The organism is Butyrivibrio sp. AE3003, assembly GCF_000686065.1.
In the GTDB taxonomy this organism is placed as follows: Bacteria; Bacillota; Clostridia; order Lachnospirales; family Lachnospiraceae; genus Butyrivibrio; species Butyrivibrio hungatei_A.
In genome coordinates this window covers 3,030,187-3,043,550 of sequence record NZ_JMLX01000001.1, presented here as the reverse complement: position 1 = coordinate 3,043,550, position 13,364 = coordinate 3,030,187, and the positions used below count along the sequence as shown (strand labels likewise).

General features: G+C 39.5%; 9 protein-coding genes. 1 reads left to right on the top strand and 8 read right to left on the bottom strand.

What is annotated here, in order from left to right:
• Positions 1 to 19: 19 nt before the first annotated feature.
• The 8 genes from pseF to CD00_RS0114560 form a co-directional block, all read right to left on the bottom strand.
• Positions 20 to 1,942: a pseudaminic acid cytidylyltransferase gene (gene pseF / locus CD00_RS21265; protein ID WP_081811931.1), complete on the bottom strand. Its 1,923-nt coding sequence runs from the start codon at positions 1,940 to 1,942 to the stop codon at positions 20 to 22.
• Entirely contained in the window at positions 1,939 to 3,147 is a 1,209-nt protein-coding gene (locus CD00_RS0114590; protein WP_026656635.1) for an ATP-grasp domain-containing protein, read from the bottom strand. Before CD00_RS0114590 ends, pseF begins: the two co-directional genes overlap by 4 nt.
• Before the next feature lie 353 nt (positions 3,148 to 3,500).
• On the bottom strand, positions 3,501 to 3,926 hold the full coding sequence (locus CD00_RS18580; protein WP_185750465.1) for a hypothetical protein: 426 nt from the start codon (positions 3,924 to 3,926) through the stop codon (positions 3,501 to 3,503).
• A gap of 409 nt (positions 3,927 to 4,335) precedes the next feature.
• Positions 4,336 to 4,752 (bottom strand): hypothetical protein, encoded by a 417-nt coding sequence (locus CD00_RS0114580; RefSeq protein ID WP_026656634.1) that lies wholly within the window; start codon positions 4,750 to 4,752, stop codon positions 4,336 to 4,338.
• Positions 4,753 to 4,775: 23 nt separating this feature from the next.
• Positions 4,776 to 5,240: a hypothetical protein gene (locus CD00_RS0114575; protein WP_026656633.1), complete on the bottom strand. Its 465-nt coding sequence runs from the start codon at positions 5,238 to 5,240 to the stop codon at positions 4,776 to 4,778.
• The gene (locus CD00_RS0114570) at positions 5,237 to 10,771 is read right to left on the bottom strand and encodes a DUF6531 domain-containing protein (RefSeq protein WP_026656631.1); all 5,535 of its coding nucleotides are present in this window, start codon (positions 10,769 to 10,771) and stop codon (positions 5,237 to 5,239) included. Before CD00_RS0114570 ends, CD00_RS0114575 begins: the two co-directional genes overlap by 4 nt.
• Before the next feature lie 5 nt (positions 10,772 to 10,776).
• The gene (locus CD00_RS0114565) at positions 10,777 to 11,079 is read right to left on the bottom strand and encodes a hypothetical protein (protein WP_026656630.1); all 303 of its coding nucleotides are present in this window, start codon (positions 11,077 to 11,079) and stop codon (positions 10,777 to 10,779) included.
• Between the two features lie 21 nt (positions 11,080 to 11,100).
• A complete protein-coding gene (locus CD00_RS0114560) occupies positions 11,101 to 11,487 on the bottom strand; it encodes a DUF5082 domain-containing protein (RefSeq protein ID WP_026656629.1) in 387 nt (128 codons plus the stop codon).
• Positions 11,488 to 11,834: 347 nt separating this feature from the next.
• On the opposite strand from CD00_RS0114560, the gene CD00_RS0114555 reads away from it, so the two are divergent.
• Positions 11,835 to 13,292: a hypothetical protein gene (locus CD00_RS0114555; protein ID WP_185750464.1), complete on the top strand. Its 1,458-nt coding sequence runs from the start codon at positions 11,835 to 11,837 to the stop codon at positions 13,290 to 13,292.
• Positions 13,293 to 13,364: the final 72 nt, after the last annotated feature.

Below are 13,364 nucleotides of genomic sequence, written 5' to 3'. Positions count from 1 at the left end.
TCCTATGTCCTCCAAAAAATTACTCAAATCTGTTTTTTGCCATGTACTCATCATTTGTCCAAGGCTCTCTTGCAACAAAAAGACTTCCGTCCTTTTTCTTTACATAGACAGCCGGAAAATAATGTATGAACAGAGGAGTCAGGCAAATCGTGTATCCGCCTGCATTTGTAAAGACTACCCTGTCCCCCGGCTCAAGCTTACGCTCATTCTCTGCGGGGAACAATCTGTCATATTCCATACAGGTAGCGCCGCATATGGTCTGAACAGGCACGATATCTCTGTTCTCTTCGTTTTTATATTCAAATCTGTGCAGGTACTGTCTTCTTGTGACCTGCGGATTCAAGTTAACTCTGCTTCCGTCTATCACCACGTAAGTGTGCTCTCTGACCTGCTTTGTATCAATAACGCTTGTCACAAAATCAAAACTTGATGAGACCATGGAAACTCCGGGCTCCATAATGAGCTTTGTCTTGCTCACATCAAACTTCTCAGAAAGAACCTCCGCAATAGCCGGAACATAATCCCTAAAGTCAGGCTTTCCCTTTACTCCGCCGTAGTAGCCGCCGCCCATATCGACATATTCAAGATTGAGATTATACTCATCTGCTACTATCACTGCCACTCTTGCAAGCGCCTTGAACGCGTTAATTGTTCTCGACTTTGTTGAGGAATGGAGGTGAAGTCCCACTATCTCAACATTTGCGTTTTCCTTAAGCTTTTCTATCACGTTCTTAAGCGCGCCGTTTTCGTAGCAATATCCGAACCTGCTGCCCTCTTCATCTGCCAAAACCTCATCCGGTATCAGCTTCTGAAGGTCGTAGTTTACTCTAAGCCCAACTTTGAGCTTCTTGTCCTTATTTGCCGCAGCGACCTCTTTTACCCACTCAGGTTCATAGTTTGAATCAAGATTCACTATTCCGCCGCCAAGAAGAACTTCTTCAAACGATTCCCTGTCTTTGATAGGTCCGTTGTATATCACGTGATCCGATGTATAGCCAAGTCTCTTTGAGATTTCATACTCTTCCGCCGAAACAACTTCAGCATAAAAATCATTATCTTTTAAGTGCTTAAGAAGCCACGGAAGGGAATTTGTCTTTACGGAAAAAGAACAGATGTAATTATTCCATCCCTTCTTCAAAGCGCCTTTCAGCAATTCAATATCCGCATCTAGTTTACTCTCGTCAACTCTGTAATACGGAGTTTTGAGAGCCGTATCATCAAATTTGGAAAAAGAATCTTTTGCCGTCAGACTTCTTTTTCCCTCGGCGCAAAGCCTCTTAAACTTCTCCTCAGCTATCTCCCAATCCTTAGGAGTATCTATATCCTGAACTTCGTCCTCATCAAGAACGATCGGAACCATATCGTCCACATCTGTTGTTCCGTCTCTGAAAAAAGCATCAGTTCTGCAAGCATAGAACTGGCCGCTGTCATGATAAAGTTTCTCAAGATCCTGAGATCTCACCGTGGCAAATTCAGGATATCTCCGCACAAGTCTGCCGTTTTCCACAACAAAACCTCTCTGCGGAGGATATGAAAACAGGCAAACAGGCGTTACCGACTCATGCTCATCAAGCTTAACCATCGCTTCTTTTAGCCTATCAGCCGTTATGAATGGAGCCGTTGGATATATGCAGCAGAACTTATCAAAGTTCTTTCCGTTTTCCTTATATGTATTAAGTACTTCCGCTATAACCTGATCGGTTGTCGCATAGTCACCTGCTGTTTCGTCAGATCTGAAAAAAGGAATCTCGGCACCTGCTGCCTTCGCTATCTCAGCTATCTTCTCATCATCCGTAGACACCATTACCGTATCAAATGCACCACTCTCTATCGCAGCGCTTATTGAATAAGCAATTATTGGCTTTCCGCAAAAATTCTTTATATTCTTGCCCGGTATTCTTTTGCTTCCGCCTCTTGCGGTAATTATCGCAACAGAGCTCATCTGTTATCCTCCAGCTCAAATTCACTAAGTATTGCATCTGCGTATCCGTCAAGTTCAAATGGCGAATCCGCTTCAATGCAGAAATATCCTCTTCCCATGACTGAAGCTCCGTTCGTGACTTTCCCAAGAAACATGCCTTTTTTGAGATTACAGCACCACGCCTTTAACGGATATTTCTTGAAAAGCTCCTTCTCATCGGGAACTTTATTAACTCTGACATTTTCAAAATCAAAATATCTGATGAGCATGTTCTTTTCCACATCAGGCTCAAAAGAATATGATTTATCAAGCGCAGGAACTGCAAATTTAATAAACTCCGTGACTTCATCGACACCGCTTGCAAGTGGTGTGAAAAGGTTATGAAGGTTATGTCCCGAAGGTCTTGCGGAAATTTCAATTATAAAGGGATTACCGTCATTGTCCTTGATTATGTCCGCGTGAATGATATTGCTCTTAAAGCCTATCGCATCTCCTGCTCTGGCGATAAGCTCTTTTGTCTTTTTGAAAAACTCTGCATTCTTATCGGTTTCGATAACGGAATAATATCCGATGCACTCTCTGTACGGTGGCGGGGTATTCTTTTTTCCTCTGAGAAGAATAAGTTTAAACTCTCCGTCCACAAAAACTCCGTCCACGCCGTACTCGGTTCCTTGAACACAGGTCTCAACGCAATAATCCTCATCGTAGGGCTGACCTGAAAGGAATTTCTCTTTAAGTTCCTGTGGAGTATTGAACATCTCTACTCCGCGGCTTCCCGATCCAAATCTGGGTTTTACTATCACGGGATAAATCGTGTTAATCTCATCAATATCGGTATTTTCTTCTCCTGCCGGAATCAGGTAAAGTTCTGCATTTCTAAGTCCTTCTTCCGCGAGTATCTTATGAAACTCGTATTTATCCGTGCATACATTTGCCGCATCAAAAGAAACACCGCAAAGATTATATTTATCATTAACGGCACCTGTCGTAGTCAGATATCTACCGATTGGAACAGGCAGAACCACGTCAGGCTTATTTCCATCCCTATCCAATATCTCAAAAACCTTCTGCGGATCTCTTATATCTACAACAAAGGAAGCATCGGCCGCTTTAAGACCAGGTGCTTCCGGGTTTCCGTCAAGAGCTATCACTTTAAGGCCCAGCTCTTTTGCCTTATTTATCACATAAATTGATTCGGAGCTTGCTCCGATTACTGCTGCTGTCATATGTTTACGCCTCCTTCAAAAGGTGCTAAATCGCGCATATTTAGACGTATTGATTATAATATATGGCGGGGCAAAGGTCAAAAAAATGGGGGGCTTTACATAGTGGGGGTATGCGCTCATAAAGCGATTTTTCACACCTGTTATGCTCGTTGACATTCAATGCATAAAAAAGCGGAAAGATTTATTCTTCGCTCCAAAACTCGCCCATAAATGGGCTCAAACAGTTGGAGCGAGACAGAATAAATCTTTCCGCTTTTTTATACTCTTGAATGTTACAACTCACATAAATGGTGTGAAAAATCGCTTTATGAGCTATATACTTCCACTGTGTAATAGCCGGTACTTAATCATCCTCACCGACCGGCTTTACTCCCAAACTGATATCCAACAGCAAAAACCATTAAATAGGTTAATGCACATAAACATATCAACAATGTAAAATTGACATTTTTGATGAAATACTTAGCATAAATATGCCCCAACGCACTTATTCCTATAACTACGCCTCCACCTGCCTCCATATATAAGTTATTCCCTACTCTGAAATGACCTAAAGCAGCTCCGACCATAAAGAATACAATCATTAAAATCACAATGACAGGCATATAATTTTCGATATCGTACATTGTCGTTTGGTGATATGAAATAAAGAGAAACAATATACAAAACAAAACCGAATCTATTCCCAAGAAAAGATTAAACTTAAATTCCGCTATATCCTTTTTACAAAATATCATCCCCATAATTACTATTGGCACCAGCACTATTGCATCCGTCATTATATATTCTTCAAGTCTATTGCTTTCGACAGATATCAATGTTAGCAAATCTATTATTATAAAAAGAAACGAAAGTATAATATATGATGTAAATATTTTGGAATTCAAACGTATCATAATAATTTCCACAATCTGTTTTTTGTTATCCTCAGACCTATTTTTTGGCAAAAGTCATCTCTAGTATTTTGTCCCATTAACCAGCTCTATAAATTTTAATACGCCTTCTTTATGATATTGTGTGAGTTTATTCATTTGCACTTCTTCAACAACGTTACTCACTACAATACTTTCACTTTCTTCAGTTACTTTAAATACGCAATCATGTGTACTGTTATAAAAGCCAATTTCTATTTTATTACATCAAATTTTAGCAACTGAATCATCTTCTTTTAACTTATAAAATAAATCATCATATCATCTCAATACTCATATGCTTTTGTAATTCACTAAGAATCTCAGAACTCTGATCATAATTTTCAAGTTTTATCTTATTTGATTTACCTTTATTAATCACGCATATGCTATCTTGGACACTGTCATAAAAGCAAGTTTCTATTCTATCGTAATAGAAACGCTTTTCACCTATTATTTTCTTTTCGACAAAATAATCAGTATTGATTATTATCCTTTTTATCCCTAATAGGCAAGCCAGCAACAATATCAATACAGCAAACACTGTCACAACAAAAATCGTGCCAAAATTTTCCTTGATACTTATGTCTCTTATAATGAAAGTTCTTGATACTGTCACCAAACCTGCCGGCAGTGCCATAAGGATTAGAAGCATCTTATTTTTAAATCGTTCTTTATATATCTTTGTTCCCATTATATCAACACTCTCAAAACAGTTTATTTTCGCGGACAATTCTTAGAAAGATAATATAATAAAAGATCATAATTCTTATATGTTCCATTACTTATATAAATTGATTCACTATCACAAAACTTAATTGCTATTTCACTATACCTATTCATTCTTGCAGTTTCTATAGTACTAGAATAGGAAACAATCTCATTTGGAGTTATCTCTTGTTTCTTCTTAAATGCTCTTTTTATAACTATCTTATTATTGTCTACAATTATCCTATCTGATATTAGATGCGATAATTTCCAAAATATAACTCCAATCAACGCGATAGGCATAAATAATAAAATATATACTCCTATACTGTTTTCGCCTGTTCTAATATATTCTACTATCAAACAAAGGAACAACATTAAGCACATCATAATTCCAAAAACACAGGTAACCGCCTCAAATATCCCTTTCCAATTTAATACAACCTTAAAGGAATCTATTGCTTTATTTTTCATCCTTCACAAGCCTCCTGCCAATCCAAATACGCATTTTCTGTATCGGATAATCCTTTTATTAAAAAATCAGTAAAGACTTTTCCTGCTCTTCTTGCAGGTGCCATATTAATTGCTTCCCATTTAGTCAGCTTATTACTCAACTGGCGCCATTCACACTCTAAAGCTCTAATACGTGCTTTACTTTTCCCTTTTAATCGTGCACGCTGTAAGTTTGCTTGTGCATTCTCAATATCCTCCATTAAATCCATATACCCTTTTTGCTTTTTCAAATCAATATTCTTTAACTTAATTCCTGCTGAAGCCACAAAAGCAGCCCCTTCAGCAACTCCATTCGTTATCAAAAAACGCTTTCCATCTTGTAAACTCTTAGAAAATGAAAACTCCCCCTTCCAAAAATCTATTACAGAACTGGTGGCAGTATCCATCCCCGTTGTAGTTCCAATACGTAATAATGGATTTATAACTTTTGCAGCTTTACCCGCATTTTTAATGTAAGTAGCATCTCCAAGCATTCCACTTAATGCACCTCCACCTGCAGATACTCCGACTTCCACCCAGTCAACGTTTGTACCATTTTGAGTTATTTGTGTTCCTAAATCAACTAATGCGCCTCCAACCGCGCCACCTAATGCTGGATTTATAAACGACAAACCAACCCCTGCTCCAACACCAATAACCGAAACAATAGCGCCTGCCACTTCCTTATTATCATTAACCCACTTTCCAACGCTCGTTGATGCAATTTTATTATTTAAACTTGCCTGCACACTATTAATAGAGTTTTGTAGATTGTTAGCGGCATCCCATGCTTTAACAGCTCCAATAGAAAGTTCAGCCGCAACCCTAGTAATAAAACTAGGCTCATTTCCATCATTATCAACAAGATTCACCGGATTGCTCCAGCAATAGCCATAATGATTGATTGTAAACGGGCTATCAATGAACCCCTTTACATTATCTTCAGACTGGAACCTTCCATTATCAGCACTATAAAATCTTGCCTGTGCAAATTTTAATCCCGACACTTCATCTTCCTGATAGCCTGTGAATGCAAACGGCTGTATGATGTTTCCGTTTGTCGTGTAAGCATGCTTCTGATTTTTGTCTCGTCTATTTCCTGTGAATGGATCTATGTTTCTTCCAAAGTCATCAAAAGCATATGAGCTTACAGCCATTCCGTCTGTACCTGTCATGTACATAGGTGATCCAAGTTCATCCTGAAGGTAATAGAAATTATTACCTTGCTTTGACATAGAGATCACATTATTATCATAAACAAAACTCTCTGTCTCACCGTTCACTGTTCTCTCAAGAAGGTTATAGTAATCCTTTGAAAGATCGCAGAGGTACTCGATTTTCTCTTCAGGTCTTGTGGATTCTACTCTGAATCCAAGTCCGTTATAATGGTTCTCAAGTTCGCCCTTATCCTTATCAACTACCTTTGAGAGCATATTTGTAGCATCAAAAGTAAAGATCTTCTGTAAAAGACCATCTATGAACTCTCTTGTCTGGTTGCCACGCTTATCGTAATCGTAGGTCTTGAGGATAGCCTGAGAGTTATTAAGCTCCTTAGCTTCTACAAGTCTGTCAAGAACATCATATGTATAAGATGTCTTTGTCTCTGTTTCAGACATACTTGTTCTGTTGCCAAATGCATCGTATTCGTAGGAAACTTTTGTTATTCCATCGTGCGTTGTCTTTGTAAGACGTCCGATAGCATCATAGCTGTATTCATATCTTCCAGATACCTTTTCAAGACCTCGTCTGTTTCTATCGATACCAGTGATAAGGCCAGAATTATCGTATGAATAGAAATACTTATCAAGTACGCCCTGTTTATCGGTACTTGTCATACTTTCAAGATTTCCACCGGGCATGTATGTATAAGCCTGGCTTACGCCGTTAGCGAAGTTCTTGCTTACAAGTCGGCCTATTTCATCATAAGCATATGTTGTCTCTTCACCATTTCCGATTACGCTACTGAGCTGAAGCTTATTGTCGTAATTATAAGAAACCACTTTTCCATCAGGATATGTAAGCTTTGTTCTCTCACCTGTAGCGCCGTACTCATAAGCTACAGTCCTGTTCTTAAAGTCTGTTACCTTTGTAAGTCTGCCAAGGATATCGTTCTCAAGGATTGTATTTCCGTACCAGTCATTTATCTGACTTAACTGGTTAAGCTCGTTATATGAGAATGCAACACTTCTTCCGTCAGCATATCCTACCTTTGTTACTCCACCGGCATTATTATACTCATATGTTGTTGCATAGTTATCCCTGTCAGTCTTTGTCTTAAGGCGTCCATACTGATCGTACTCATAAGTTTCCTTCTGACCAAGAGCATCTGTTACTTCCGTAAGCTGACCCGAAAGATCATATGAATAGATTGTTACACGTCCGTCTTTACCAACTGTAGGGAATACGTCTCCTGATTTCTCTTCATTGCTTACAAGCCCTTCTGCCCTGTGCACGCTCTTAAGATTATCAAGGGCATCATAAGTATATGCTGTCTCATTTCCAAGAGCATCTACTACGCTCTTAAGACGCCCTGTAGCTGTATATGTATAAAGAGTTGTACTATTCCCGTCAATTACCTTTGTAGCTCTTCCAAGTGCGTCATACTCATATTCAACACATCTTCCATCCGAGCCTGTTACTTTATTTACTCGGCTAAGAACATCATAGCCGTAATCAATCTCATAACCGTCAGCAAATTTTCTTGTCTTAACTCTTCCTGCTCCATCGTATGTAAGTTCCTGCTCTGTCACACCACAGAAGCTTACCGATGTAAGTCTTTTTCCTTCTGTGTAAGTGAACTTACGAACTCTTCCTGATGCATCAGTAATTGAATCTATAAGATCCATTTTGGTGTATTTGTAAGATACTTCATTTCCAAGAGCGTCCGTTTCCTTTGTCACTCTGTTTAAAAGGTCATACTCACGCTTTGAAACATTTCCGAGAGTATCTGTAACTTCCGTAACGTTACCTGCTTCGTCATATGTATAGCCTGTCTTATGACCAAGAGCATCTGTCTCTTCCGTGACTCTGTTAAGGGCATCATAAACATAGCTATTTATTCTGATATCGCCAAGATACTCAGCCGTTACATTTCCGTTCTTATCATAATCATAGCCTGTTGTTCTTCCCTCGGGATCTGTGACTTTAATAAGTCTCATAAGAGGGTCATACTCATACTTTATCCGGCCGCCGTTTGGAAGTGTTACAAGTTCCTGCTTACCCATCGCATTATAGGTTATTTCGGTACTTCTTCCTTCTTCGTCGGTTACCTTTGAAACCCTTCCCATAATGTTAATGTCAAAGTTTTTTTGTGTTCCGTCAACTTCTTTAACAGAAGTCACTTTTCCTGACTTATCATATCCGTATTCCCTTGTATTTCCGAGGGCATCTGTTGTCTTTACGATCCTGTCAGCGTTGTCGTACTCGTATGATGTTGTGGCTCCGTCTGCTGCCGTGGAAGAAATAACTCTATTAAGTTCGTCATACTTATAGCTCGTCTTTACTCCGTCAGGATCTGTTACTGTAGCGACATTCCCTCTGTCATCGTAAGTAAAGTTTGGTCCTATTCCTCTATCATCAAAGATTGCTTTTATATTTCCTTCACTGTATGCAAATATAAGGGCGTTTCCTCCGGGAGCTGCAATCTCTTTTATTGTGCCGTTTTTGTTGTAAAAATATTTGTATGTGTCATCTCTTGGTCCTTTTACGGTATGAAGCTTTCCGTCTGCCCTGTAGGTAATGTTGGTCTTATTTCCAAGCGCATCAATAACCTGGGTTACATGACCTCTGTTATCATAAGCGATTTTGGTCGTATTGCCGTTCTTATCGGTAATACTTGTTTTAAGATTCATGCCATTGTATGAATAAGTTTCCTTGCCGTCATAGTAGGCTGTCTCTATATGCCTTCCGAAATCATCATGCGTGTAAGTAACCTTATTGCCATTCTGCTCTGTAGCAACCGTTATCTTCTTCTCGTCGTCATACTCATATGTCATCACAGTATTGTCAGGAAAACTCTGCTTTACTGTTCTTCCCTGCTCATCATACTCATTTGTGATAGATGTAATTCCTTTTGGATTAATTACATCCTTGATTCTTCCATCTTCCGTGTATGTAAACTTCCTTACTGCTCCGTCAGTTCCTTTTATCTCTGTGAGCCTGTCATCGTCATAGGTATAAGAAACACACCTGCCCGCCTGATCGGTAACAGATGTCATAAGAGTAACTCTTATTTTTCCAAGTTCATTGAAGATACATTTTTCAATATACTCAAATGTAAGAGTGTTTCCGTTCTTGGTACTTATATGTGTAACACAGCGCTTGCCTCCAACGATATCGTATGTAAAAGATACATTATCGCCGTCGAAATCTCCAAGCGCTACAAGATATCCCCTGTCATCAAATCTCTCATATGTGCCGTCATCCTGAGTGATAACATAGCCGCCTGTGAGCTTTTCAAGAAGTCCAGGTTCGCCTTGAGTTTCGAAATAAAGGTCTTTGTCATATACATCATCGATCTTTTTATACTCGCCTTTACTTCCGTCAGACTTTTCTATAGTTATTTTTCCGTCTTCTTCCACAATGCGCTTTTCAAAGGTATGCTTCCAGCCTTTTCCGAGACGTCCGCCCTTTTTGTCCATTGCATTATAGAATCTTCCAAACGAAAGAGGATATTTACCTCCAAGTTCAATGTCAACGTGTTCGTTTATATAGTTTCCACTGCACATGTTTACAGGGTCATATTTAATAATCGTACTGAGCACGTTCTTACCGAATTTATCTACAAAACTTCCTGCCCCCTGCGCTCTGTTTACACTATCCTCAAGGAAATCACCAAGCCTTTCGATAACACTCATCTCAATGTTGCCGTCACCATTTACAAGCATACCCTTGCAACTTCTAAGCTCTTCGATCTCCTGTTTTAACTTGCCTATTCTATAGGGATAACTAACAGATGAGATCTTGGCAGCCTGCTGATTATCGAAGTTGGTGAACCTGTTAATAAGGTCAAGAATCATTCCGTCTTTTGATGCATTTCCGCAAAGATTTCCGTAAGCATTTGATGCCATAAAGAAGTCATATTCATCGCAGTTTCCGTACTTACTTCCAAACCTGCTGTGAATATTATCCTTTAAACACTCCATGCTGGTTGCCCATGTTTTATAAGTAGAAGCACAGCCGTGAAGTTCTATGTTAAGTCCTTCAAGAACGATCGTGCTTATCTTGGCATCATCAGCTTCATCAACCGCAGCTTTAAAGCCTTTTACATAATCCGTAAGAAGCGCTCTGAAGTCCCTTTCAATCCTTAGTATTTCATCAAGCTTTGCCTGCTCAACTGTTCCTACAAGGAGTTTTGCCTTATCAGCACTCTTTCCTTCCCAGTTTGCTTCCCCTGTAAAGCTGTCCTGCGCTTTCTTATGCGCTGCAGCTTTTTCTTCATATTCATCAATAGCAGAAAAAAGGTCACTTATGTAAGCATTGAATTCCGCCATGTTTATCCATTTATTTTCCATAAGTATTAACCCTCTTCCCTATCTATTTTTGCGGCAATATCAATATCTGTTTCAACTATCTTGCCGGTACTTTTATCCAGAAGTGTTGCAGTATCAATACTTACAACATCCTTATATGTTGCCGTCAGATCTTTCTGACGTTCAGCTATGTATTTGATCATGTGAAGTGAGGCATCTTCGCCGATGAGTCCGGCTTTTGCCAAAGCAGAATCTTTAATCTCAAGAACGTTTGCAGAATTCTTAATATCTGAAATAAGCGCATCTACCGCCTGTTTCCCCAACTGTATCTTTTCACCTTTACCACTCATTGTTTACCATCCCCGTTATCCTTAATTTTGAGCCTGTTCACGTTCACGCTCTCGCTCGCGCTCACGTGCACGTCGTTCCTCTTCTTCAATTCTTTCTATCTCCGCTTCAAGCTCTGCAATCTGAGACTCGGCTTCTCTTATCATCTTATCTATGGCACTTCTAAGCCGCGTACACTCGCCCTTTGCTCCGTCCATTCTAAAAACGCAGACGTTCTTAGCCTTAACTGCGTTCTGCTCGTTAACGCCAATCCACTCGCCTGCTCTGCTTAAATCTATTCCATCAAGTGTATCTTTCTGGGTCTCAATCTGTCTGATATAGCCGTCGATAACTGTCTGTTTCTCCCTCATTGCTCTGATGTCTTTTCTGATTTCTTCAATCTTTCTTCTGCAATCCCCGATTCTACTCACTATAACCTCCAATACGTTGTTGTAACATATTTTTTACATAGCAAATGTGCCACATGCAAGTTTTTGCTGTTTTTGTGAATATTAATTTATTATAGTTCAACAAATATTCACAAACATTATTGCATAATCCGGATAAGATGTAAATCAAAACAACCCTGACTAGAAAAAGTATACGCTTACTACTAAATACTCTCAAGAATCAATTCTCTAAGACACAGAAAAAACAATATTCCATGCTACCATTGTATGAGTACACGTAAACAATATAGTATTTCTGAGGGTTCACAGAGAAAGGAAAAATGACATGAAGAAAAAAACAGGCACTTGCAATAATTATTGCATCTTCTATGGCACTCTCGATTGTAGGCTGTGGTGGTGCAGAGATGAGCGCTTCCGAAGGAAGCAGTGAAATGGAAGTAACTGAAGAAGAAAAAAGAGAGATTGCGAAATCAGAGATGGTCGCAGCTGTAGATGCATCTTCTGTAGCTTCATCGGTTGAAGAAGCTGCAACAGCCACATCATCAAGTGAGCAGACCGCTGCAACCACTGCAACATCAAGCAACGCAGCTACAACTGCCGCTTCTGCCAATAAAGAAGCTGCTCCTGTAAAGCTTGCAGATCACGAACTTATGTACAACGGCAAAGTTCTTTCTGTATTAAATGATGTAGGAAAGACATTTGAAGATCTTGGTGTTTATGATAGAAAAATAACCGATCTTCCGAATGAATTCTTTTATGTTTATGATACGCCGGGTATCGAATTTGCAACTTATCCTGCCGAAAAAGATGTGCTTCCTTTAGCGATTGATGTCAGCAAGCCGGGTGTTACAACATCTCGTAATATCGGAGTCGGCAATACAAAAGACGAGATTGAAGCCGCATACGGAAAGCCTTCTGAAAAGAACAATTATACAGGTCAGACAGGTAAAGAGTATTACTACAAATATCAGTTTGATAAATTCTCTGTCTGCTTCTATTTAAACGCAAAAAGCAATACCGTAATATGGTATGAAATTGATAACACAGCAAATGTGGAAGCAAAAAATAAGGCATCAAAAAATGCTGAGAAGGCAAAATCTGCAGAGACTGCGGCTGCAACAGCTGCTTCAACCGAGGCAACTCCTCAGCCCGCTGCAACTACTGCTTCAACTACAGCAACTCCCCAGCCTGCTGCACCAACAGAGAATAAGCAGACAGCTCACAACGAGGAGAAGTTTGGAAGCTGCGGAAAAGCATTTGCCGAAGTTGCAAAAAAATCGCATGATGCAAACAGCAACGCCAAATATGCTCTTCTTTATTTAACCAAAGATCAGACACCCGAACTTGTTGTAGACAATCCGGGAAAATCTGTTTCTTTGTATACTTTTGAAAACGGAAAACTTATTACCATGATTTCAGATTGGCGTTATGGTGTAAGCTCTCAGGGATATGGAACAACATCATATTGCTACTTACCTTATGAAAACAGATTCCTTGAGAACACCAACAACTGCCTTGCATACATTGATCACTATGCCGGAGAAGAAACGATTATTTGTGATTGTTCGTATAACTTCTTACCGTTCTGGCCTAAAGTAGCTGAAGTAGTACCTTCAGGAGATGCAGATGCTCCGCGTCGAGAAGCGAATATGGGCGAGAGTTTTCGCAGATCAACTAGCGGAGAGAATAATTATATGGCGCTGTCACATTCAGGACTTACAGAGGAAGATGCCAATAGAATATTGGCAGATACACACTGGGAGAAGCTTGAAGGTAGCATGGACTACGACACAATACTTTCAAAAATCGAAGCACTCGGACTGTAATATAATATCTAAGCCATATCAGAGTTTATAAAAATAGAAGGTACCTCCAACATCTAAACTGTTGAGGGTACC